Source organism: Thalassolituus sp. UBA675, assembly GCF_002297765.1.
Taxonomy (GTDB): Bacteria; Pseudomonadota; Gammaproteobacteria; order Pseudomonadales; family Oceanobacteraceae; genus Thalassolituus.
Map to the genome: position 1 here is coordinate 95,789 of NZ_DBNJ01000013.1, position 23,454 is coordinate 119,242.

Annotated in this window: 19 protein-coding genes; 10 read left to right on the plus strand and 9 right to left on the minus strand. The window is 52.3% G+C overall.

Annotated elements, in window-relative coordinates; all coding sequences use genetic code 11:
* Positions 1-5: 5 nt before the first annotated feature.
* Positions 6-872 (plus strand): divergent polysaccharide deacetylase family protein, encoded by an 867-nt coding sequence (locus B3007_RS07045; protein ID WP_301378184.1) that lies wholly within the window; start codon positions 6-8, stop codon positions 870-872.
* Here B3007_RS07045 and B3007_RS07050 read toward each other — a convergent pair.
* Genes B3007_RS07050 through B3007_RS07070 form a run of 5 tightly spaced genes read right to left on the minus strand, consistent with a single transcriptional unit; the run spans position 863 to position 7,489 of the window.
* The gene (locus tag B3007_RS07050) at positions 863-2,092 is read right to left on the minus strand and encodes a hypothetical protein (RefSeq protein WP_301378183.1); all 1,230 of its coding nucleotides are present in this window, start codon (positions 2,090-2,092) and stop codon (positions 863-865) included. The genes B3007_RS07045 and B3007_RS07050 overlap by 10 nt on opposite strands.
* 41 nt (positions 2,093-2,133) lie before the next feature.
* Positions 2,134-3,261 carry an imelysin family protein gene (locus B3007_RS07055; RefSeq protein ID WP_301378182.1) on the minus strand — a complete coding sequence of 376 codons (1,128 nt, stop codon included), beginning with the start codon at positions 3,259-3,261 and terminating at the stop codon, positions 2,134-2,136.
* Positions 3,262-3,267: 6 nt separating this feature from the next.
* The gene (locus B3007_RS07060) at positions 3,268-4,437 is read right to left on the minus strand and encodes a DUF1513 domain-containing protein (RefSeq protein ID WP_068439312.1); all 1,170 of its coding nucleotides are present in this window, start codon (positions 4,435-4,437) and stop codon (positions 3,268-3,270) included.
* Positions 4,438-5,910, minus strand: coding sequence for a di-heme oxidoredictase family protein (locus B3007_RS07065; protein ID WP_297533835.1), 1,473 nt, complete (start codon positions 5,908-5,910; stop codon positions 4,438-4,440).
* Entirely contained in the window at positions 5,900-7,489 is a 1,590-nt protein-coding gene (locus tag B3007_RS07070) for an imelysin family protein (protein WP_068439310.1), read from the minus strand. Before B3007_RS07070 ends, B3007_RS07065 begins: the two co-directional genes overlap by 11 nt.
* A gap of 193 nt (positions 7,490-7,682) precedes the next feature.
* Here B3007_RS07070 and B3007_RS07075 point away from each other — a divergent pair, with 193 nt between their 5' ends.
* A complete protein-coding gene (locus tag B3007_RS07075) occupies positions 7,683-8,927 on the plus strand; it encodes a cytochrome-c peroxidase (RefSeq protein WP_068439414.1) in 1,245 nt (414 codons plus the stop codon).
* A gap of 26 nt (positions 8,928-8,953) precedes the next feature.
* Here the strand turns inward: B3007_RS07075 and B3007_RS07080 are convergent, their stop codons facing one another.
* Positions 8,954-9,922: a magnesium transporter CorA family protein gene (locus B3007_RS07080; RefSeq protein ID WP_301378181.1), complete on the minus strand. Its 969-nt coding sequence runs from the start codon at positions 9,920-9,922 to the stop codon at positions 8,954-8,956.
* A gap of 26 nt (positions 9,923-9,948) precedes the next feature.
* The gene (locus B3007_RS07085) at positions 9,949-12,321 is read right to left on the minus strand and encodes a DNA polymerase II (protein WP_301378180.1); all 2,373 of its coding nucleotides are present in this window, start codon (positions 12,319-12,321) and stop codon (positions 9,949-9,951) included.
* A 55-nt stretch (positions 12,322-12,376) separates the two neighbouring features.
* Here B3007_RS07085 and B3007_RS07090 point away from each other — a divergent pair, with 55 nt between their 5' ends.
* From B3007_RS07090 to B3007_RS07100, 3 genes are all read left to right on the plus strand, one after another.
* Positions 12,377-12,724, plus strand: coding sequence for a pentapeptide repeat-containing protein (locus B3007_RS07090; RefSeq protein ID WP_068439304.1), 348 nt, complete (start codon positions 12,377-12,379; stop codon positions 12,722-12,724).
* 97 nt (positions 12,725-12,821) lie between these two features.
* Positions 12,822-13,607 carry a Crp/Fnr family transcriptional regulator gene (locus B3007_RS07095; protein WP_301378179.1) on the plus strand — a complete coding sequence of 262 codons (786 nt, stop codon included), beginning with the start codon at positions 12,822-12,824 and terminating at the stop codon, positions 13,605-13,607.
* Positions 13,608-13,925: 318 nt separating this feature from the next.
* A complete protein-coding gene (locus B3007_RS07100; protein WP_068439300.1) occupies positions 13,926-14,243 on the plus strand; it encodes a Rieske (2Fe-2S) protein in 318 nt (105 codons plus the stop codon).
* 51 nt (positions 14,244-14,294) lie between these two features.
* On the opposite strand, the gene sfsA is transcribed toward B3007_RS07100, so the two are convergent.
* Both sfsA and B3007_RS07110 read right to left on the minus strand, forming a co-directional pair.
* On the minus strand, positions 14,295-15,005 hold the full coding sequence (gene sfsA, locus B3007_RS07105; protein WP_301378178.1) for a DNA/RNA nuclease SfsA: 711 nt from the start codon (positions 15,003-15,005) through the stop codon (positions 14,295-14,297).
* Complete coding sequence (locus B3007_RS07110) at positions 15,005-16,201, minus strand: pyridoxal phosphate-dependent aminotransferase (protein WP_301378177.1); 1,197 nt, start codon at positions 16,199-16,201, stop codon at positions 15,005-15,007. The genes sfsA and B3007_RS07110 overlap by 1 nt, the downstream gene beginning before the upstream one ends.
* A 210-nt stretch (positions 16,202-16,411) precedes the next feature.
* On the opposite strand from B3007_RS07110, the gene dksA reads away from it, so the two are divergent.
* The 5 genes from dksA to B3007_RS07135 all read left to right on the plus strand — a co-directional run bounded on the left by dksA (position 16,412) and on the right by B3007_RS07135 (position 22,338).
* A complete protein-coding gene (gene dksA, locus B3007_RS07115) occupies positions 16,412-16,846 on the plus strand; it encodes an RNA polymerase-binding protein DksA (protein ID WP_068439292.1) in 435 nt (144 codons plus the stop codon).
* A gap of 63 nt (positions 16,847-16,909) precedes the next feature.
* The gene (gene gluQRS, locus B3007_RS07120) at positions 16,910-17,788 is read left to right on the plus strand and encodes a tRNA glutamyl-Q(34) synthetase GluQRS (RefSeq protein ID WP_301378176.1); all 879 of its coding nucleotides are present in this window, start codon (positions 16,910-16,912) and stop codon (positions 17,786-17,788) included.
* A gap of 50 nt (positions 17,789-17,838) precedes the next feature.
* Positions 17,839-18,018 carry a hypothetical protein gene (locus tag B3007_RS07125; protein ID WP_068439288.1) on the plus strand — a complete coding sequence of 60 codons (180 nt, stop codon included), beginning with the start codon at positions 17,839-17,841 and terminating at the stop codon, positions 18,016-18,018.
* Positions 18,008-20,938 (plus strand): sensor histidine kinase, encoded by a 2,931-nt coding sequence (locus tag B3007_RS07130; RefSeq protein WP_068439286.1) that lies wholly within the window; start codon positions 18,008-18,010, stop codon positions 20,936-20,938. Before B3007_RS07125 ends, B3007_RS07130 begins: the two co-directional genes overlap by 11 nt.
* A complete protein-coding gene (locus B3007_RS07135) occupies positions 20,935-22,338 on the plus strand; it encodes a sigma-54-dependent transcriptional regulator (protein WP_068439284.1) in 1,404 nt (467 codons plus the stop codon). Before B3007_RS07130 ends, B3007_RS07135 begins: the two co-directional genes overlap by 4 nt.
* Positions 22,339-23,454 lie beyond the last annotated feature (1,116 nt).

Here is a 23,454-nt window from a genome sequence, read left to right on the forward strand (position 1 = left end):
GCGCGGTGAGAAACATCATTAAAAAGCCACTAGCTGCGCTTTTACTGACTCTCACCGCGTTTATTGCCTCACCGGCACTCGCCACTCCTACACTGATTATTATCATTGATGACGTTGGTAATAACGGTCCGTTAGGCGACCGTGCCGTCGCACTTCCTGGCCCGGTGACACTGGCGTTTCTCCCTCACACGCCACATGCAGCGCGTCTTGCTCGCATAGCCGCAGAAAATAATAAAGGGATCATGCTTCATGCCCCTATGGCTAACGCCACAGGAGCAGCTTTAGGGCCGGGCGCCCTGACACAAGAGATGACACCTGAAGAACTGCAGCAAACACTGGCGGAAAGTCTGGACTCAATTCCCCATGTGCAAGGCGTGAATAACCACATGGGCAGTGTTCTTACCGCCGACCAGACTGCTATGAACAGTATTATGAAGGTGGTACGGCAGCGTGGACTCTATTTTATCGACAGCCTCACTAATCCCTTGAGCGTGGCTGAGAGTGAAGCTCTGCAAGCGGGAATACCAACAGACCGACGCGATGTTTTTCTCGATAATGACCGCAGTCTTGACGGCCTTTTTGCTCAGTTTCAGCGCGCTATGAAAGTCGCTGAACGCAAAGGCAGCGCTATTTTAATTGGCCACCCCTACCCGGAAACGCTCGATTTTCTCGAAGTTGTCCTGCCCGAACTGATCGCCTCCGACGAAGTCATTATTACCCGCGCAGATCAACATCTTCAGGAAGAAGCGTGGTTGAACTCTGTTCACACAGCCGATAAAGCTGAGCTGAAATCCAGACTCGAGCTGCGGTTGCCTCTGCCAGTAAAGAACAAGGCAGAGGCTCAACTTAGCAACCTTAGTTATCAGAACTGATAACCCATCCCAAGGTTGAAACCGCTGCCTGAATTAATATCACCACGGCTTTCAGCGTCGTCATTCTGCATCTGAACATCCGCCTTAAATACAACGTCAGGATGCGGATAATAATTCACCCCAAAATCAGTCTGAGCGGCGTTATCGTCTTCTTCCTGAGACCAGTTACTCTGACGAGCAAAAACGCCCCACTTTTCGCCTAAGCGCTGCGAGACCTCAACATAGCCGCCATACTGTTCGGACTTGCCTGCTGCTTCGGCGGCATCGCCTGCAAGGTCCCAACGGGCATACAGCGCCGTAAAGGTTGTGTCTTTAAGGGTGTAAATCACGTGACCGCCCAACAGTAATGCAGAATCGGCATAGGACTCCTCGGCACTCTGATCAAGGTCTGGCTGGTACTGGGTATAACCCGCAACTTCGAGGCCCGTAATACCACGGTAACGTAAGCGAGCCGTGATAGCAGGATCAAATACCGACGCATACGACGACTTCTGTTTGCCCGCTTTCAGATCAAAGGGATCTGCGGCGTCGTTGGTGGTCGGATCTTCGGTTTTAAATCCTTCAGTAATCAGGACATCGTAGCTCAGGCCGTTATCGAGCGTATCTGACAGTGAGATACCCGCACTGTACCAGGTGGATGGAATAACCGTGGTCTCGATAATCGGACGCTCTGTTCCGTAAAACGTCGGTGGCTCATGTGTTTCATTGACAATACCGAGCGGCATCAACATAACACCGGTACGGAACTGGGCGCCATTGAGAACATCCATTTCGATATAGGCCTGCTCAATTTCTACCGCACCATACTGACTGCCACCACTGACCAGAGTGTGCTCAACTTCAAACTCAGAAACAAAGCGGATCGAGTCTGAATAATCGTAACCTACGAACAGCACCAGTCGATGCAGATCAATCTGACGCTTATCTTCGTCGTCGGTACTCAGATTGTTGTAGTGCAGCTCGCCATAACCGCCAAGGTGAACCTGCTTCGTCGACTCCTGAGCCAGGCTTTCATCCATAGTATCCGCGAGCGCACCCAGCCTCTCATTTAACATAGACTCAAGCTCAGAGATACGCTGTTCAAGCTCTGCGCGCGAGACCGGCTCATCTGCTGCTTCCTGCGCCGATACGTTCCCAACCGCGAGTGAACAAATAGCGAGCGACAGCGTTGCCAGCATCGGATTACAAAAATGCCCGTGTTTTTTCGTGTTCGTTTTCATTGTGTATGTCCTGTATCTGATCCTGTTGAGGGCACTATTTATTAATCGCCATCACTGAAATTAATACCCAGTTCTACGGCCAGGGCATCGGGAATTTCTCGTTTAAAGTTGCCATCCAATAGTCCGGCTGCGGTATAAAAATCGAGATTGCTCTGATCAATAACCGCTTCGTAGACTCGTTCAAAATTATCCCGCACGCTCAGTAACGCGGACTCTTCCTGGGCCGCCAGCATAAGAGAGGCAAGCGTGACAACTGAATCACCACCACCTTCAATAATGACCTCAGTCGCTTCCATTGTTGCCTGCATCAGTGCCCAACTGGTGCCGGATATCTGGCCAGCCTGATCAGCCACTGTTCTCTGCTTCAGATAGTTGAGATGTTCTTGTGCACTGGTCAGAAGCAGAGTCAGTGGCGCCGAGCCATCATCCGTCGCGCCACGAAGAAAGCGCTCGCGGTAAGCTTCACCCGAGCTCTGATAGTCACTGATCCAGCCTTGGAAAAAGTCATTGGCATAGTTCGCCTGCAAACGGGCCAGCCCCTCCAGAACGTCACAACGTCGGGGCTCTGTAATAAAACCGGCAACGATGTCTGAATCAGTTGTGCTTTCAGAGGCGTCTTCAAACAGAGCGACTTCTAAGGCCAGCAGGCCTACTTTAGTAAAACTCAGCCCCTCAAAGTACGCGTCGTTTAATGTTTCACTGCCAGAGGCTGACTCATTGATTTCTGTACGCACGGTTGAGATGTAGTCATTACCGCGCTGACGCAACGAATCAATATACAGATACCCTGGCGTCAGCAGGTTATCGTCCGGCGGTCCAAACAGAAACGGGAGTACGCGATACCAGCTGACACTGCTTTGTTGCCAGGCCGTCTGAGCCTGTTCGAGCCTTTCTATATCGGGGTCTTCGCAAAAACTAACGGTGGCAGACACCAGCGCATCAGCGTCAACAGCGAAAGCTTCTGTATTAGGAATCACTGTCTCATCGACAATGCGTGTCAGTGCGGTATTTAGCGTGTCATCAGTCAGAATGAGCGGATCATTTTTACGCTCACCACCACAGGCTGTGAGCGCTCCAGCCAGTAATATCGCGACTGCAATTCTGACATTATTTTTACGGTATCCGTCATCATTAGGGACGCAGCTGGGTAATGCTTCTGGCTTATTCAAAGTTGGTCAGCCTTTTCGGATTATCACAGGTTGAGATAAATGGTTATCGAAACGCAGATCTGAATAACTCTGACGCAACGATGTATTTTCTTGTTGGGATACGGGATCAATAAATCGCAATTCGCCCGCTGAATTACTCAGCACAAAACAATCATTTAATTCGCTGACGGACACACCGCACACATCGTGCATCTGAAAGTACCCCAGTAAAGTCTGCGAACTCACATGCCAGAAAACAGCGAAATTCCCTTTCGGAGTCGTCATACAGGCAACATCCGTCGAAGCATGTACCGCAACGCTGCCCATATAGTCATGGGCTCCCAACCACAGATTGTCCGGGGCAGGTAAGTAACTGAAATCTCCCTCGGGAGTCAGCACCGCGGCTAATGGCCGCGGATCGCTATCGGTCAACGCCTGACGCTGCACCTGCAAAGCGGCAACCACACTGCCCTCCTTGTTGATGGCAAGATGACGGATGCTTGCTTTCAGCTCCGTCAGGGTGTGGCGCTGACTGATTTCTCCAGTAGTTCTGTCGATGATCACCAGTGACGAACTCATCTCTGTGGCGTCGTTACTTCGCCCATCCTGTCCCGGAAAACGACCACCGTTAGCAACGACAAGGTGTATTCCGTCAGGCATCAGCAGCACTTCATGGGGCTCGGGGTCGCCCGTTTCAAACTCACGTAATTGAACGAAGCTTCTGGCATCACGAACACTGATCATGCCTTTGCCGTGATCAGGGTGGCCGGGAGAAAATATCGTTTGTGTCACGTATATTTCTGAGCCATCTTCACTGTAACAGGCGTGGCCCTGAAACTGACGTTCAGGGAGCGCGTAAAAGCGCGATAATTCTTCGCCAGTCGCTAGGTCAAAAATAATTCCCTCACTGCCCGGGCGGCGAGCCATCATCAGTATCGAATGGCTATTTTTATCTGTAGGATTCAGGCACACCCCGTGACCGCGAAATGCCGTTTGCTCAAGGGCGGACGTTTGATTGCGGGATACAGAAGCAAATCCGGTCTGATCCTCAGATAGAACTGCTGAGCCCCAATATTCACTCTCCATCACCGAAGAGGAATAACCCAAAGCAAGGCCATGCAAAGGTAAAAGAACCGTACTGCCGAACACGCCTGATTTCAGGATCTGCCTTCTCGTCATCATGTCAGACGTCGCCATTCAGAGCGCCTCCACAAAGGCGATCAGTTGTCGCCGGGTATCTGCAGACATAGCCTCAAAAAGAGCCCGCGCTTTAGCTGCTTCTCCACCGTGCCAAAGAATCGCTTCTTCAACGCTACGGGCTCGCCCGTCGTGCAGTAGTGAAAGGTCTGCCCCCACGGTTTTCTGAAGCCCAATCCCCCACAAAGGCGCCGTTCGCCACTCAGAGCCCGTCGCCTGGAAGTCTGGTCGCTCATCAGCGAGCAAAGGCCCCATATCGTGCAAAAGAAAATCGCTGTATGGCCAGATGCGTTGATTTGCCAGATGCGCGGCCGGTGCGTTCTCTGCAGTAATAAAAGAGGGTTGATGACATTGCTGACAGCCAGCGATATTAAAAGCTTCCTGACCTGCATTAAGGTCTTCTGTCAGCCGAGCCGCCGGTGTCCCCGTATGGCGGAGAAATTCGACAACCAGATGTAACAGGTCTTCAGGAATTTCAAAGCCATCAGCGTTATTTCCATTGGGCTGCTGTTGGCATAACGACTGAACAGATGTGCAAGGTTGCACAGGAAATAAAGGATTCGAAATACCGATATCATCAGCGAATGCTGCCGCAACCGTCACTTCCAGGTCCGGGCGGTTCGCTTTCCAGCCGAAACGACCAGGAACCGTCGCCTGCTCAGAAACACTCCAGACCTGATTCACCCGGCCGGAAATACCGTCTCGATTCTCATCAGCGGGGTCTGCAAGAGCATCAATATCGGCTTGCTTAATAGCCGCGATCAGTCCGGTACCAAACATCCCTGGTGCCTGGCGCAGGCTGAACAGAGTATCAGGATGCAGTTCCCCATAGCTCAGCTGGCGTAAATCCAGTTCGGGTTCACGTAATTCTACGACACGACCATCTGGATACGTATGCGAGTGGTACTGCCAGTTAATTCTCAGATCAGCTTCAGGCTTAAGATCGTCCGGACCGGGGGGCAAGCCCAGCTGCGACATCAATCCCGTCGCCTGTGTCTGAATCTGCTGACCATAACCAGGCTCGGGCACAGAACCGAGTTTCTGTTCCTCACCGGGAATACTCAAACGAACAAAGGCGGTAAAAACAGCTTCGCTATTGTCGTCAGGTAATGTCCCCCGACCACCCTCAATATGGCAACCCAGACAACTGCGGGCATTAAACAATGGCCCAAGGCCATCACGGGCCGTCGTACTCGTCGGTGCTTTTACCCATGGCTGGTGCGCTAATGCACGCCCCGCATAAAAGTCCGCTTTCTGCGCGTCATTGAGGGCCGGTGCAGGTAAGTCAAAACGTGTCAGGTGACTCGTCACATAAGTTGATTCGCCACCCGTTGCAATCTGTTGATGCAATGTTTTGCTGTTGTCACAACCACCGCAGAGGCCCAAAGAAACGAGCCCTGAGACACCGGCTGCTAACGCAAAAAGCCGGCGAAACGCCGGCTTTTTATCAACCACGGCAGACTTACTCGTCACAGCTCGCAGTTGGGTCTTCGGTATCACAGGCCGACGCTTCAGGGTCGACAATAACAGCTCCGTCGATGCCAGCTTTTTCAGCAATGTCTGCGATCAGTGCAGACTGAGCGTTCAGGGCGATAATGGCCTGAGCCACAGCGCTACTGACTTCAGCATTCTCTTCCATGATCTGAACATCGAATGGAGAGCCCGCACGTGCCTGGGTATCAATGGCAACGTATTGAGTTTCAGTCGCCGACAGAGCAACGGCAATGTCCGCCGCCAGTTCAGCTTCGCCAGAATCTTTCAGCCAGTCATCAATGCCATAACCATTCACTGCGTTAGTGGTCACGTCATCAACGCCGTTCAGTGTGCTGTCATAACCGGCGTATTTCCCGTAGTAGCTGTTTGAAACGCCTTCAGCGTTCAGCCAGATATCACGGTGCGTGTTGTCAGAAAAGCACGAGTGTTCGTCTTCCTGAGAGTTCGCAGAGAAAGCGATCTGCATACGCTCACCCGCCAGTTCACCTTCAGACAGGGTACCCATACCCGTCAGAATTTCAGTCAGCTTCTGCTTCGCCTGAGCTTCGTTAGTGACTGTGGTAAATGCAGTACGATAAGTGGCACCCGGTGCCCAACCATCACGTACAGATTCGAGATCCGCGATCAGCTTATCAACAGCAACCTCGAGGAATTTGTGGCGACGGTGAGATTCGACAGTAAAGTCGTAAGCTGCATCGACATTTTCGTTCCCAGATGCTGCTTCTGCATCGTAGCTCGGCTGGAATTCTTCAATCGGGCGATCACCGCCGGCCGCGTAGAAAGAGTTATCTTCATCGGCATCTTCCTCATCGAGTACTTTCACTGCATCACCACGATCAGTACCGTCAGTAGTCTCTCCGTTATCGTTGAGATCCTGGCCCCAGAGCAGGAACTCAATCGCATGGTAGCCGGAAATCACATCATGCTCATCTTCAGCCGTCGCGCTTAACTCAAGAAGTGCTGTGTTAATCTCAATATCCGTGCGCGAAATAATATTGTCAGAATCATCATAATCTTCGGCCGTGATCTCGTAGAGTGTTCCATCGTCAGTAACGTTTTCGTCACCAACGCGGCCATTGGTGCCTGACACTTCGTTATCGGTTACGCCAATCTCGCTTGTGCCAAAATCCGCGCTGATGTTCATTTCTGAATCAAGAACTATTACATCATCAATCAGCGCTTCACCCAGAGGCCAGGCATTAATCGCTCCTTCTGGGCCATCTTCACTGCTGTAATCGGTAGAATCAATCGGGCTGTTACGGAAACGGTAAACCTCAGTCTGACCATATGGCTCACGCGCCACCAGCCAGGCGCGCTTCGCTGCCTGCAGGTTCGCTTCGCTTGGATTAGCACGGAAATCAGCCAACGCAGCTTTCAGCGCCTGAGCAGTCGTGACAGAGTCAGAATACGCGGCGTATGCGATATCGGCATTGGTCTCAAGCACCTTACCTACGTTCTCGAGGTTCAGGATATCTTCCGTGCTGCTGCTATTACTGCCACCGCAGGCGGCCAGTGTGAATCCGGCTGCGACAACGATCGCCAGTCGAGAAAGCTTCATATATTACTCCATCATCAGAGAGCCACTGAGGGCTTAAAAAGTGAGGTCACATTAAACTCAATGCGAATTACTTTCAATACCAAATGTAAGCTAATGTCATGATTTAAATCACGATCATCTGCTACTATCGCGTTATGCTCAACAACTGACCCGAATAGTCGTATTTTTTTATGGTGTGTACATGGTGTGGAATATGAAGCTCAGCCTGCTCGCTGTGACGGTTTTCTTATCGGCAGGCCTGACGGCCTGTGGCGGCGGCAGTGGTGGTTCAGACTCCGCTTCAGCCAGTGACCTTGAGAGCAAGACGATAGACCTGGGTGAATCCCTGTTTCACGATACCAACCTATCTCTGGACCGCACACAGTCCTGCGCGACCTGCCATGATCCTGACCATGCGTTTACAGAACCTTCGACCAACGACGGCGGCAACGTTCGCGCTGCCTCATTAGGTGATGATGGCGTTTCTCTCGGTGACAGAAATACCCCAACGGCACTTTACTCTGCCAGTATCCCTGAGTTCAGCTTCGGCACGCACCGTCGTTTTAACAGCCCGCAGGCAGACTATGTGGGCTACATAGGTGGCCAGTTCTGGGATGGTCGTGCAACGACACTGGAAGATCAGGCCGGCGGCCCGCCTCTGAATCCTGTCGAGATGAACATGCCAGACAAGGCGACCGTCGTCGCGCGTCTGCGTGAAAACACCGGCTACGAAGAAGCCTTTACCGAACTGTACGGCACCAATATTTTTGATGATGTGGACGCAGCCTACAGCGCGATGACGCAGGCGATTGCTGCCTTTGAGCGCAGCCCCGTGATGTCGCCCTTCAATTCAAAATACGACAAATTCATCCGCGGCGAATACCAATACAGCCCAGTGTCCAAAGCAGCGCTGGGCAAAGCTCGCTTTTTCTCGCAGCAATTTACCAACTGCGCAACCTGCCATCAGCTTCGCCCCAATGGCAATAGTGGCGAGACATTCAGCAATTACGAATTTCACAATATTGGCGTCCCGGTGAATACCGAACTCCGCACAGCGAACGGCAGCGAAGATGGCTTTACCGATACAGGCCTCGCTGCCATTGACGCTGTTTCAGACGAGACTGATACAAGTGGGCTTGAAGGGAAGTTCCGGGTACCAACGTTACGCAACGTCGGCGTCACGGCGCCCTACATGCACAATGGGGTGTTTCAGTCGCTGGATACCGTCATCCGCTTTTACGACCGCCACCTGACAAACTCAACTAACGGCATAAACCCGGAAACCGGGATTGCCTGGGCGGCACCAGAAGTCGGCGAGAACATCAGTTTTACAGAACTGCGTCAGGGTACGGCACTGAGTGAAAACGATATCGAAGGACTGGTCTGCTTCCTTTATAGCCTGACCGATGAGCAGTACGAACACCTGCTTCCCGAAGATGCCGCTGAATGTGGACTCTGATTACCAGAGCCCACATTCAGCAACTATTATAGCCAGCGTATTTTACGGAACAGCGCCAGCAGCCCCACAGCAATTGAGCCCATGGCCGCTAATAAAATAAAGTAGCCATTTTCTATTTTAAGCTCGGGAATGTATTCAAAGTTCATCCCGTAGAGGCCCGCCAGAAAGCCGAGAGGCACAAATATCGCAGTAATGACTGTGAGCACCTGCATCGTACGGTTCAGCTGATGTGAAGCAATAGAAATATAACCATCAATTAAATCACCGCTGATGCTGTAGAAAATTTCCGCAAGCGTATAGAGACGGTCAAAACGATCGTGAAGGTCTGTGATCGCGTGCCCCATCGGGTCGTCTTTATAATTCAGGGCCAGATACTCATCACTGCGCAATTCATCGGTAATATTGCGGTGATAATTAAACAAGCGCCGCAGTTTTACCAGGCGAGTACGGTAGGTCACCAGCTCACGCATCAGGTCGTCATTACCGTCGTCTAGCAGAGCATCTTCGATATCGCTCAGGCGCTCTTCGAACTCAAGCAACGCATCAAGATACAGCCCCGCCGACGTATGCATAATTCGCAGAGCAAGAAACCCCGGGCCTTGCTTAAGTAACTTTGAGCCCTGTTCAGAAAACAATTTTTCAATACTGACCGCAGGTTTTGGGTGACGGGTAACAAGGAAATTCTCACCGACAAAAAATGCGATGTTCTGCGAGTCATGCACCAACTCCGAGTTAAAGCTGGCAATGCCCCGATACAGTACAAAAGTGAAATCATCGAACTCTTCGAGTTTAGGCGGGTGACGATCACGCTGAGCATCCTGTACTGCCAGAGTATGCAGACCCAGGTTCTCTAGTAATTTGCGCTCACCGGACGTATCTTCTTCCTGGATATCAAGCCAGAACTTACCCTCACGGTTACGCTGCCACTCAATCAGCAATTCAGAACCACCAGTACGGATAGAACCGTCGCTACTTTCGAGCATACATCTGATCATAGTATTTCCTGTCGTTATTCTGCCGGTCAGAACAGTCGGTGTTGCTGGCCGGCTTCCTGATCAAAATTATGGCCAGTAAACTGAAAGATAGAGTCAGCTACTGGTTTAAGTTGTTTTTCCAGATAGTGGTCATAGTCGATGGCCGACTGTTGCACCTCTACTGGCTCTGGCCCGTTCACTGTCATGACGTAACTGATCCACCCTCCCCTGTCCTGATATCTGGGGGGACGTTTCTGGGTCTCCAGCCAACGATCCATCACCGCCGCGGCTTTCGCATGGGGCGGCCTGCTTTTCTGGTAGTGAGGTAATGGTCGTCGCAAGCGCTTACGATATATCAGCATGTCATCTGCGTTGCCATCAAAAAGTTCACCGACCTGATCTTTTAGCCACTGCCCCCATGGCTCGCCACAGAACACCCGACGGTATAACTCTTTCTGGAACTCACGAGCCAACGGTGTCCAGTCGCTCCGCACCGCTTCTAAGCCTTTAAATACTAATCGTTCATCACTCGCATTGATGCCAGCATAGCGCTTCTTACTTCCAGTTTCGGCACCGCGGATGGACGGCATAAAGAACTGTCGGTAATGCGTTTCGTATTCGAGTTCCAGATAGCTTTGGAGCCTGAATTCGTTTTTCAGTTCAATGGAAAGCCACTGGTTAATATCTTCAGCCAGTTGATGCCCTAGCTTATCGGCCTCGTGATCATCGAGGTCCTGACGCAGCCAAACGAAAACCGAGTCAGTATCGCCGTAAATAACCTGATAGCCTTTCTCAGCAATATAAGCCGTTGTTCGCTGAATAATGTCATGACCACGTTTGGTGATTGAGGCCGCTAATCTCGTGTCGTAAAAGCGGCATCCGTCAGACCCCAGCACGCCATAACACGAAGCCATGATGATTTTGATCGCCTGAGAAAGCGGCTGGTTATTGTGCTTTTTTGCCTCCTCCCTGAGCTCACCAAGATGTCGGATTAAATCAGGAAGAATGTGCTGATCCCGATGAAATACGCCACCAAAGTATCCGGGAATAACCTCTTCAGCCGGCGCATGTTCCCCTGTAATCAAACCAACCGGATCTATGCAGAATGTCCGGATAATAGAGGGGTAGAGACTTTTAAAATCCAGCACAAGTACATGCCTGAACAAGCCCGGCTGTGAGTCCATAACATAGCCGCCTGGGCTTTTTTCTGCGCTGTAACCGTCCCCCATATTCGGCGCAACCCAGCCAGCCCGGTGCATGCGAGGCAGATACATGTATTCAAAAGCGGCAACAGAGCCGCCCATGCGATCCATCAGCAGACCCGTCATACGCGAGCGCTCAACCAGAAAACTGAACAGATCCGTGTGCTCAAAAATACGCCAGACAAGTTCACAGTCTTTCAGGTTATAAGCCGCAAGCGCCTGCTTATTTTCAACAAACAGCCGCTCAATATCACCACCGCGCTCTTCGCCATGAAGTAACTTACCTTCGCCCAGAAGCTGATCAGCAACGTCATCAAGCGCGAAGCTATCAAACTGCCAGGTTGCCGTACGCAGACATTCTATTCCATCGAGGATCACCCGCCCTGGCGTATGCAGGAAAGTACGATCCGGGTTCTGTGCAGACTGGCGCCAGTCCAGCAGACTGCCGTCGCGACCAAGGGCGAACGGGATATCGTGCTCGGCATACTTACGCTTAAGAAACGCCATATCAAACTGAATAAAATTCCAGCCGATCAGTACATCTGGATCATACTCTGCGATGACATCCAGAAAACGTGTCAGTAAAGCAGGCTCATCGGCAACCGCTTCATAATTATCGCCTTTCTGGTCACTGATCATCAGAACGTGAGAGAAATCGGGTGCATAAAAAGCAATAGAAAACAGCCGGTCAGGCTCATCCGTGCGCGGGAACGAAGTTTCGATATCCACCGACAGGTAACGCAGTTCCGGACGATAATCACCAGGAGTAAGCTGCACACCGGTCGCAGAGTGCCAGGTGGCAGATTGCGAGAAAGACGTCCACTCCCCACCATGTATCTGAGCCGACCCGGCAATAAAACGCTCCATCAAATACCGATCGGTGGGGCGGATATCCAACTCATAAACCTGAATTTTCTGGTCGCTCAGGACATCGCGCCAGCGGTAAAGGAAAGCAGAAGGAAGATAACAGGCGACGGCCGGTTCCTGACTGAACAGCTTTAAGCTAACTTCCCGCAAGGTAATGGGCCAGCCAAGGGCCGATATGACCTCTTGAGCACGCCCCTTGTGTTTCGCCGGAATAAAGCAAACGCAGGGCTGTTCGATACAGGTACGGACGGCACCTTGGGGAGTCGCCCACCAGAAAATCAGTTGTGTTGTATCGCCCTCATCCTGCCAGCGACTGCTGAGAAGAAATGCGGGAAGCGGTGTGGAGAGCAATGTCAGAACCAGTGCCTATACTGAGAGCATCAAAGTGTATTTCAGGAGTCACTGCATGACCACACCTCAAATCAGTCAGGACCCGATGTATTTGATGCTGCGCGACGATAACGTCGAGGGCTTTAATCAGGCGCGCGAGTCCGGGCAGTCCTGTGATCTTACCGGGTGTGATCTTCGAGGTCTGGATCTTCGTAAGCTCAACGTATCCGGTATGGACCTCACAGATACGTATTTCCGCGGTTCGGATCTGCGTGGTATAGACTTCCGGGGCTGCCAACTCGGAGGCGCGAGTCTGGCGGATGCAAAAATCAGCGGTTGCTATTTCCCGCCCGAACTGAGCGCCGAAGAGATCCGCTTATCAGTGACAATGGGGACACGTTTGCGCCACACGAGCAATATGTGACTCAGTTATCACTGAGCGACTGAGGCTGCTTACATCTCAGCCGAATCGGGTAAAGTAGTGTCATCAACGAATTGCTCACAGAAGCAAGAGAGGCACCATGTATCAGAATGGAACTGAACCCGCGACAGGATTTGAAGCGAACTCCCCCCGGCTGCAGCAACTCGCAAGAGAGATGCTACAAGGTTTCGCTCACACTCAGAATACTGTCACTTTTGAATCAGTGGATGACCTCTACGAGCACTTTGACGAAGACACCCTGTTCCTTGTCAAAGATGGCATCATCAATATCTGCAGCAACGAAAATACCCTGTTCTCCTGTGAAGAAGGCGACCTGATCGGAATCAGTCAGTCGTTCCACCTGCCATCACCAACACTCATGACCGATGGCTATGTCGAACTACAACCCGTCAATCGCGATGATTTTCTGCTTCATATCTACAACGATAAGCGCCGCCAGCACTGCTGGAGCCATTACCTGGTCACCCTCAATTCGCTACTGACAGAACGCCTCGGCGCTCTGTCGAAAGAGCAGCTCAAACCTGCGGCCGGATTCCTGAATTTTTCAGCGGGCGACATCATTATTCAACAAGGCGACGACGCCGACATGGTGTATACCATCATCAGTGGCAATGCTGATGTGATCGTGGACGGAGTCTCTGTCGGCGAACTGGGTGAAGATGAAGTCTTTGGTGCAATGGCAGTGTTTACTGGCGAAAAGCGTTCGGCGTCCATCATCGCCTCAACGGCATGTACTGTGATGGCAGTGCCGCAGCAGGACTTTACCGTATTGATCGAAGCACAACCTCAGGCTGCGGTTAACCTGATTGAAAACCTGGCACGACGCATCAATATGATGAACCAGCAGGTACTTGAGCAGCACTGAAATGCGCTCTCTGGTCAGAGAGAACGCCTTTGACACACTCTTTACAAAACTAAATGATAATTATTATTGACTGCATTTAGAGCCTGCCCTAGTATGAATCCTGTCGCTGGCTCATCACCAGCGATGTTCAGCATTCTGACATGGTCTGAATGATGATCTCTCTCATCACTGGCCGAGAGGCCAGGCTAATCACGGTTGCTTTGCCCCTCTATCTTTTCACGAAGAGTCGAGGGGCGTTTTTTTGCCCGCTTGTCAGATCGCCTTGCTAGAATAGCCCTCCGGCTTTTCTTACGATCAAACGAAGTAACAGGACGCACTGTGCCAGCCATCTGCAAAGATTCCGACCTGCAAGAAGGTCAGTCCCGTGGATTCGAACTCGACGAACATTCCTTTTTTATTGTCCGCCAACAAGGCACTCTTTACGCCTACCGTAATCATTGCCCGCATCTGGGCGTAAACCTTGAATGGATGCCAGATCAGTTTCTGGATTCGGATGGCAGGCTGATTCAGTGCGCCATGCACGGCGCACTGTTTCTGATCGAAAGCGGTTACTGTGTATCCGGCCCCTGCACCGGCCAGTCGCTCACGCCACTCCCTTGCGAAGTACGCGATGACGATATCTGGGTAGAACTCTGACCAGTAACCTGAAATACATCAGAGTGCTCTCAAATTGCTCTCAAAGTACTGTCAGAGCACTACCGGCAATACGCCACTGACCTCAAGTCCTGAATCATCGTCGGCGAAGCTGACCTTCGCCGCCATCACTTCAACCCCCGAAGCCACCACCGCACGTAACGCCTCAGCGTACCTGGGGTCGATATGCTCTGCCACGGTCACTTCATGAATACCTTCGTGAGGCACACAAAACAGAAGTACCGCCCGGTCCCCCTCTTCTTTCAGGGCCTGTAGACGAAGCAAGTGCTTACGTCCGCGGTCGGTTACTGCGTCCGGAAAGCAACCAAGGCCATTGTCTTCTTCGAGCAGAGTGACACTTTTTACTTCAATCCAGCACCGGCGACCGTCTTCAAACACCTGGCAGAAGTCGAGGCGGCCATCCTCGACTTTGGGCTCCCGCTGCAGTGATTCATAATCAGTAAGGCTTTCTATCGCTCTGGCCTCGAGTGCCTCACCAATGATCTGATTAGGACGGGAGGTGTTCACGCAAACACGGTACTTTCCATCCACTTCGACCCATTCCCAGGTATAGCGGTATTTGCGCTTCGGGTTCGCACTGTCCGAAATCCAGACTTTACTCCCCGGCTCAGCGCAGCGTTTCATCGAACCTGTGTTCGGGCAATGCACTGTAATCTCGGAGCCGTCCTGCAAACGGATATCGGCAAGAAAGCGCTTATAACGCTTAATCAGAGTGCCTTCGATCAGAGGTAATTCGTACTGCATTATCGACCACCCTGTTCAGCAACGTATTCTGGCAACCAATCAGCAAGGCGCCCTATCGCTTCCTGTAAGCGCTCAATACGGGTCGTGAAAGCGAAGCGCACATGCTCGCCAGCACGATGCTCGCCAAAGTCCACGCCCGGCGTGATGGCAACCCCCGTTTCACGCAGAAGCCGCGCACAGAAGGCCAGACTGTCATCGGTAAAACGACTGGCATCCGCATAGACGTAGAATGCTCCTTCCGGGACCACTGGCACCTTGAAACCAAGCTCAGGCAATACACTCAGCAGATAATCGCGGCGCTCGTGCAGTATCTGACGGCGCTCTTCTAATGTCGCCATGACCTCGGGAGAAAAAGCGGCTAACGCAGCGTATTGCGCCGGTGTAGGTGGCGCCAGAAACAGATTCTGTGCGAGAGTATCCAGCACAGGAACCAGTGATTCAGGTACGACAGCCCAGCCGAGGCGCCAGCCCGTCATGCCGAAAAATTTGGAAAAGCTGTTCAGCACGACAGCGTCGTCGGCGACAGATAATACGGTTTCGGCTCCGCCGCCTTCACCGGCTCCGAAATTCAGCCCCTGATAAATCTCATCAACCCAAAGCTCACCGCCCTGCTTAGCGACGGCCTGTGATAACTGTGACAATTCATCCAGAGACAGAACGGTGCCCGTCGGATTTGCCGGGCTGGCCACCAGCGCGGCGCGAGTCGATGGCTGCCAATGCCGTTCAACATCGTCGGACGTCAGTTGATACTTCTGCTCGGGACCAGCCGGAATCAGTTGCCCATGGGCCTCAAACACGCGCGCGAAATGTCGGTTACACGGGTATCCCGGATCAGCCAGCATCAGTTGATCACCCGGGTTCAACCGCGCAGCCGTCAGTAGCAGCAACGCCCCCGACGCACCGGGCGTCAGTACCACACGGGATGCTGGCACGGTAACGCCAAACCGCGATTGGTAATAGTGCGCGATTTTTTCGCGTAGCTCAGGCAGGCCAAGTGCCGGTGTATATCCCGTTTTTCCTGCTCTTAAGGCAGCAATACCTGCTTCGGTTACAGGCTCCGGCGTCGTGAAATCTGGTTCACCGACCTCAAGGTGGATAATGTCATGTCCTGCGGCCTGCAGAGCCTGCGCTTCTGCCAGAATAGCCATGACCTGAAACGGCTTAATTTCGCCACTTCTTTTCGAAGTTGATGACATAGTTCTCAAATTTTTGAAGATTTATGGGCTATTGTGCCAGATTAGGTGTTAGCACAGCAGGATATGAACTCACAAATGAACACATAAAAGTATTGGCGCTGGCGATGTTATCTGATAGTTTCCCGGCCTTGTATTTTTTGCGCATCTGATGCATTGCTCAGAAAAGCGCTGATGCGTGACTATTATTTGAACAGGTGAGGCACAAGAGAAATGCCGCAAGAGAAAAAAGAATTTGCCCTGTCTGACTTTACTCCATACGACCTGAAAGAAGGCGAGGAGTATATGAATGAAGCGCAACAGGATCACTTCCGCAAAATCCTCGGCAACTGGCGCCAGGAGCTGATGGAAGAAGTTGACCGCACAAAAGAGCACATGCAGACCGAACTCAACAACTACGCTGATCCGAATGATCGTGCCAGCCAGGAAGAAGAGTTCAACCTTGAACTGCGTACCCGTGATCGCGAGCGGAAACTACTTAAGAAAATCGAGAAAACCATCGATCTGATAGATAAGGACGACTACGGCTACTGCGAAGCCTGTGGCGTTGAGATCGGTATCCGTCGTCTTGAAGCCCGCCCAACTGCTGACCTGTGCATCGACTGCAAGACCCTTGCAGAGATCAAGGAAAAGCAACTCGGCGTATAAGCTCCGACGCTTTAGTTCAGTGACCGGTGGGCAGCGCAATAAACTGCCTGCCGGAACACATCTATGACTGATTACATCGGGCGTTTTGCTCCCTCCCCGACCGGGCCTCTTCATTTTGGCTCTCTGCTGGCCGCACTCGCCAGCTATCTGGATGCACGACACTGTCATGGACAGTGGTTGGTCCGCATCGAAGATCTCGACCCTCCCCGCGAAGACCCGACAGCAGCCTCTGAGATTCTACGGATTCTTGATGCTTATGGTCTTCACTGGGATGGTGACATTGTTTATCAGAGCCAGCGTGGTGAACTCTATCAGGCGGCACTGGATAAACTACGTGATCAGGGCGATGCCTTTCCCTGTGCCTGTTCCCGTAAGCAGCTTGGTGGAGAACTTCATCTGGGCGTCTGTCCAGCACCCGCCGATCATGATTTCGCCTGGCGTTTCCTCTGCCCCGGCGGAGTTACTACTCTGCACGATGGCCTGCAGCCTGATCACCGCTATGACCTCGCTGATGAAATCGGTGATTTTGTTATTCGTCGCCGCGACGGCTTCTGGTCTTATCAGCTTGCCGTCGTCGTCGATGACGCCGCACAGGAAATCACTCATGTCGTTCGCGGTATCGACCTGATCGACTCCACCGTTCGTCAATATCTGCTGCAACAGGCATTGTCTCTCAGTGTCCCGCAGTACAGTCATATTCCAGTGGCGGTCGAACAGAATGGCCAGAAGTTGAGTAAACAGAACCTGGCTCTGCCGCTCTCGGATCAACGCATCAATGAAACTCTCTGGCAGGCCCTGAACTGGTTGCGCCAGTCACCACCACAAACCCTGCTTGGCGCGCCAGCGGACGAGCTCTTAAACTGGGCTGTCAGTCACTGGAACCCCGCGCCCTTGAAAGGCGAGCAATCTATGCCTGCGCCCGGGCCATTTCAACGCACATAATCAGCGTCTGGTGTGATAACCTCTGGGCAACCAAACACCCAGAGCGCTAAATGTACGATTATCGCCTCAGTCTGCTGATGCTGGTTGGCATCTATCTTATTTCTCCAGTCATGATGGACTGGTGGCTCGACGACCGTGCCGCCTGGTATCGTCCATTCGGTATCTGGGCGCTTCTGATTGCTCTCTACATCTGGTTTAACAGCAAGCAGAAGGACAACGATGACGTTTAGCCTTGGTCAGCTGGCGCTCCTCGGCGTTGGCTATCTGTTTTCTCTCTTTCTCGCGGCCTATGCCGTCGAGCGCAACTGGCTACCCCGCGCCTGGGTACGCCACCCTCTGGTGTATGTGCTGTCTTTGGGTGTCTACGCCAGCGCCTGGGCGTTTTACGGCTCTGTCGGTCTGGCTAACCAATACGGTTATGGCTTCCTCGCCTACTACATGGGTATTTCCGGGGCCTTTGTCATGTCCCCGATTCTGCTGAAACCGATTCTACAGATCACCCGGACCTATCAACTAAGCTCTCTGGCTGACTTACTCGCCTTCCGTTACCGGTCGCGATGGGCTGGGATCACGGTGTCCCTGATCATGCTGGCGGTTGTGATTCCGATGCTGACGCTGCAGATCACCGCCATTGGCGACACACTCTACCTGCTGAACCGCGAATGGCCGGTTGAGAATCTGGCGCTGGCCTACTGTCTGATCATGATCCTGTTCGCCATTCTGTTTGGTGCGCGCCATGTGTCTCCACGTGAGAAACACGAAGGGCTGGTGTTCGCCATTGCCTTTGAATCCGTTCTTAAGCTGGTCGCCATTCTTGTCCTGGGCGGCGTGGTTCTGTTTGGCGTATTCCCTGAGGTCGGCGGTCTGGAACAGTGGTTATCAGACAATCAGGCCCAGCTCGCACGCGAACAGGTAAGACTTCAGGATGGCCCATGGCGAACCCTGCTGCTGATGTTCTTTGCGGCTGCGGTGGCGATGCCGCACATGTTCCATATGGCCTTCACCGAGAATACCAACCCGAGCGCACTGAAACATGCGAGCTGGGGCTTTCCACTCTTTCTGCTGATCATGAGCCTGTCGGTGCCACCTATTCTGTGGGCTGGCTACTATCTGAACGTCGACAGTGACCCATCCTACTTTGCACTGGGCATTGGCCTGGCGCTGGAATCTGAATTTCTGACTGTGATGATTTTTGTCGGCGGCCTGGCGGCTGCGTCTGGCATCATCATTGTTACCACCCTGTCGACCGCGGCTATGTTCCTCAACCATCTGGTGCTCCCGGTTTATAAGCCTGCACCACGCTACGATTTCTATCGTTGGTTGCTGTGGATGCGCCGCTCACTGATTGGGGTAATCCTGTTACTGGCGTATGGCTTCTACCGCATCGTCGGCTCTGATCTCGACCTCAGTCAGCTGGGCATTCTCGGGTTCGTTGCCTGCTCGCAATTCCTGCCTGGTATTCTTGGCTTACTGTACTGGCCTCAGTCCAACCGCAAAGGTTTTATCGTTGGTCTGGTCGTCGGCACCGTCACCTGGATCTATGGTCTTTTACTTCCGTTCTGTGAGCTGGCACTGGGCTGGGAAATTCCGTTCTTCTTACCGCCGACCGATGAAGGCAACTGGCACTTGTCGGCCATTACTGCGATTGGTATCAATTTCCTGCTGTTTGTCATTATCAGCCTGAGCACCAAACGCAGCGCCGAAGAGCAATCAGCAGCGGATGCCTGCTCGATTGATAACGTGTCACGCCCATCGCGTCTGCCTCTGCAAGCGGTAAACACCAATGAAGTCATCAATGCGTTAACACCGTCATTGGGACGCTACGTCGCAGAACGCGAAGTCTATCAGGCGTTAGATGATCTTGAGCTTCCGTCCTACGAAGACAGACCCTACGCTCTGCGCCGCCTGCGCGCCCGACTGGAGGCCAACCTCTCAGGTCTGATGGGCCCGACGGTTGCTCACGATCTGGTGAACCGCTACCTGCCCTTCCAGAAAGACGTTGAGCTGACCGAAGACATCTTCCAGCTGGAGCAGCGCCTTGAAGGTTTCCACAGCCGCCTGGGCGGTCTTGCCAGCGAACTCGATAACCTGCGACGTTATCACCGCCAGACACTTGAGCGCCTTCCTATGGGGGTATGCTCACTCGCTCCGGATGGCGAAGTATTGATGTGGAATCAGGTCATGTCGCAACTGACGGGTACCGAATCCCGTGAAGTGACGGGCTCGCACGTCAGTCGCCTGCCTTCTCCCTGGGGCCCGATGCTGACCGACTTCCTGACCAGCCACGCCATGCACAAACACAAGCACCGGGTCGACAGTGCCGGTCGTCCACGCTGGTTTGGTATGCACAAAGCCGTACTGCAACCCAGCGGCAGCCAGCCCGGCGGTACCGTTATTCTGCTTGAGGACCAGACGGAAACTCAGCTCCTTGAAGAAGAACTGATGCACAGTGAGCGCCTTGCGTCGATCGGTCGTCTTGCTGCCGGCGTCGCCCACGAAATTGGCAACCCAATCACGGGGATCGACTGTCTGGCGCAAAGCATGCGTTACGAGACCGACAACCCGGAATTACTGGAAATGGCCGACCAGATTCAGGAACAGACCAAGCGTGTTACCCGAATCGTGCAATCACTGATGAACTTCTCTCATGCCGGTCATCACAGCACAGAACACGAGCCGGTCGACGCCACCTACTGTATTAACGAGGCCATCCAGCTTCTTAAGCTGAGTAAACGCAGTCAGGACATCAATTTTATTAACGACTGCCCGCCCGAACTGATGACTATGGGAGATGCTCAGCGTCTGGTGCAGGTGTTTGTAAACCTGCTGGGTAACGCGCGCGATGCCTCCGAAGCCGGCGGCACCATCTGGGTTCAGGGCGATATGGATGAACAGCAGGTCAGAATCCGCGTGATCGATGACGGACACGGCATTCCGGCGGAAACGCTCGATCATATATTTGAGCCATTTTTTACCACCAAAGACGTGGGTAAAGGGACAGGACTGGGACTATCACTGGTCTACAGCATCATTGAAGAGCACTACGGTCACATCGCAATCGACAGCCCATTGGCCAGCGGACGCGGAACCTGTGTTACAGTCAGTCTTCCACGTTGTGAACAACCTGAGTTAACGGATCACCATTCATGAGTCATATTCTGGTCGTAGAAGACGAAGCTATTATCCGCAACGCGGTGCGTCGCCTGTTAACTCGCCATAATCATGAAGTGACTGAAGCAGACTCTGTCGATGCCGCCAAAGCGCTCGACCTGACCAGCTATGACATGATCATCAGCGACCTGAGACTGCCTGGTGGCCATGGCACTGACCTTATTGAGCTCGCAGGTAAAGTGCCGGTTCTTATCATGACCAGCTACGCCAGCCTGCGTTCTGCCGTCGATGCCATGAAGCTCGGCGCGGTTGATTACATTGCCAAACCCTTTGATCACGACGAAATGATTCAGGCGGTCGAGCGTATCCTGGCGATGCGCACAGATACCGACGACACCGCTACCGACACCCACGAAGACCTGCCAGAACCAGTGCCTTCCTCTGAGACCGGGATTATCGGCAGCTGCGAGCCAATGCAGCTGTTGTTCCGAAAAATTGCGAAAGTCGCTCCGACTGATGCCACTGTGCTTATTCAGGGCGAATCAGGAACTGGTAAAGAGCTGGTCGCGAAGGCGATCCACAATCAGAGCCGACGCGCTGACAAGCCGTTGATCTCCGTAAACTGCGCGGCGATTCCTGAAACCCTTATTGAGTCCGAACTGTTCGGCCATGAGAAAGGCGCATTTACCGGTGCGACCGCTCAACGCCAAGGCCTGGTGGAAGCTGCTGATGGCGGCACCCTGTTTCTGGATGAGATCGGTGAGCTTCCTCTTGAAGCTCAGGCGCGACTGTTGCGCGTTCTGCAGGAAGGTGAGATCCGCCGCGTCGGTTCAGTGCAAAGCCAGAAGGTTAATGTACGCCTCGTCGCTGCGACACACCGCAACCTGAAAGAACTCTCCTCACAGGGCGAATTCCGGGAAGATCTGTATTACCGCCTCAACGTAATGGAACTGCACCTGCCGCCTCTGCGTGACCGCGGTGAAGATGTCATTGAAATTGCCACCGCTATGTTGGCACGCGCCTGTGAGAAAATGGCTCAGGCGCCGATGTGCTTTAACGATGCCTCGTTGAAAGCGATTCGTGATTACCACTGGCCCGGCAATGTGCGCGAGCTGGAGAACGCTGTTGAGCGCTCTGTCATCCTCGCTGAGTCTGATGAGGTTGAACCTGACCTGCTGGGCATCGAAGTCAGCCCTGATCGTTACATCAGTGACTCCATGCGTAACAGCCTGGTCGAAGACAACCCATACCAGCCTACGGACCAGAACGACGAGCAGCAGGGTGATCTGTCATTGGACGATTACTTTGTGCACTTCGTACTCGAGAACGAAGCGTCCATGACCGAGACCGAACTGGCTAAAAAGCTGGGAATTTCACGTAAATCGCTGTGGGAACGTCGCCAGCGCCTTGGCATTCCACGCAAAAAAGGTGGCCGCTGATTCCATCTCGGCCACTCCTTTTGTTACCCCCACTGTTACACATTCCTTTCAGGACAGCCCTCCATCCTTTCTGTTACGCATGTAACGAATCCAGTTACAGAGTGTTACTCAGGTATCAAAACTGTTACCTAATGGCTCACAGTTCGTAACACTTTAGTCTAACTGTCTATAATTATAGACAGGTGTATTTTCATAAGTTGTTGTTTTTATTGATTTTTTAATAATTGGCACGGGTTTGGCTTTATAGACAGTACTGAGCTGGTGTCCATGAATAAAAATAACAAAGAGACACTGCCGGTAAGCGGGAGGCGCACTAATAAAAATAATAAAGCGCCGGCAATTCCCAACCTCATAACAAAAACGACAATGGCCACCATTGTTAGTTTCGAATGAGCAGAGACAGAATAAGAATAAAAACAGAAGCTCTGCCTATTCAAAACGACGATGACACCTGTGGCAGCACAGAATAATAAGAATAACGCCCCTGAAGAGCCGCCTGAGCGGCTTTTTTATTGCCTGCTCGTCAGGCATCAGTACTAGCTCAGCAATCATTCCCGATCGGTAACGTCTTTGTTACCCCAGGCAAAACACTTCGACTAAAGTGTTACCCCACTCGCCCAACTGTTACCAATAGACATATGTCAGCGTAATGTTACGTAACACTTTCTGTAAAAATGCGCCTAATGCCCGCCAACAAAAACCATAAACCATTGAAAAATAAAGACTTTTAAAAACTGGCACGGTCTTGGCATTAATTTACGTACAGCAGGACGACACAAATAAAAATAACAAAGTCGGACTGCCGGGCTTGCCGCTGAAACGCAAACAATAAAAATAATCAGCAAGCCCAGTGAAGGACCCCTTCACAAACAATAAGAAGTACGGAAGATCAGAGAAAAATAAGACAGTTGGGCCGCTAACAATAAAAATAACAGAGGCGTCCAAACAAGACTGCAGAAAGAATCCAAGAAGCCGCACCTGCGGCTTTTTTATTGCCTGAAATTCGCCCTACCCGATTCGACCTCTTCATAACCTCTCGACGGTTTACTCTTCAGTGGCATCCGGCGTAAGGCTGATTGAACATTTACTCAGTGTTACGTTTCCTGAAGTTTGTTA

What these genes read in the sequence shown, in the direction of transcription:
- B3007_RS07050 (WP_301378183.1), bottom strand. Translation starts at nt 2,092, where the DNA reads ATGAAAACGAACACGAAAAAACACGGGCATTTTTGTAATCCGATGCTG.
- B3007_RS07060 (WP_068439312.1), bottom strand. Translation starts at nt 4,437, where the DNA reads ATGGCGACGTCTGACATGATGACGAGAAGGCAGATCCTGAAATCAGGC.
- B3007_RS07070 (WP_068439310.1), bottom strand. Translation starts at nt 7,489, where the DNA reads ATGAAGCTTTCTCGACTGGCGATCGTTGTCGCAGCCGGATTCACACTG.
- B3007_RS07075 (WP_068439414.1), top strand. Translation starts at nt 7,683, where the DNA reads ATGAAGCTCAGCCTGCTCGCTGTGACGGTTTTCTTATCGGCAGGCCTG.
- B3007_RS07080 (WP_301378181.1), bottom strand. Translation starts at nt 9,922, where the DNA reads ATGATCAGATGTATGCTCGAAAGTAGCGACGGTTCTATCCGTACTGGT.
- B3007_RS07090 (WP_068439304.1), top strand. Translation starts at nt 12,377, where the DNA reads ATGACCACACCTCAAATCAGTCAGGACCCGATGTATTTGATGCTGCGC.
- B3007_RS07095 (WP_301378179.1), top strand. Translation starts at nt 12,822, where the DNA reads ATGTATCAGAATGGAACTGAACCCGCGACAGGATTTGAAGCGAACTCC.
- sfsA (WP_301378178.1), bottom strand. Translation starts at nt 15,005, where the DNA reads ATGCAGTACGAATTACCTCTGATCGAAGGCACTCTGATTAAGCGTTAT.
- B3007_RS07110 (WP_301378177.1), bottom strand. Translation starts at nt 16,201, where the DNA reads ATGTCATCAACTTCGAAAAGAAGTGGCGAAATTAAGCCGTTTCAGGTC.
- dksA (WP_068439292.1), top strand. Translation starts at nt 16,412, where the DNA reads ATGCCGCAAGAGAAAAAAGAATTTGCCCTGTCTGACTTTACTCCATAC.
- gluQRS (WP_301378176.1), top strand. Translation starts at nt 16,910, where the DNA reads ATGACTGATTACATCGGGCGTTTTGCTCCCTCCCCGACCGGGCCTCTT.
- B3007_RS07125 (WP_068439288.1), top strand. Translation starts at nt 17,839, where the DNA reads ATGTACGATTATCGCCTCAGTCTGCTGATGCTGGTTGGCATCTATCTT.
- B3007_RS07130 (WP_068439286.1), top strand. Translation starts at nt 18,008, where the DNA reads ATGACGTTTAGCCTTGGTCAGCTGGCGCTCCTCGGCGTTGGCTATCTG.
- B3007_RS07135 (WP_068439284.1), top strand. Translation starts at nt 20,935, where the DNA reads ATGAGTCATATTCTGGTCGTAGAAGACGAAGCTATTATCCGCAACGCG.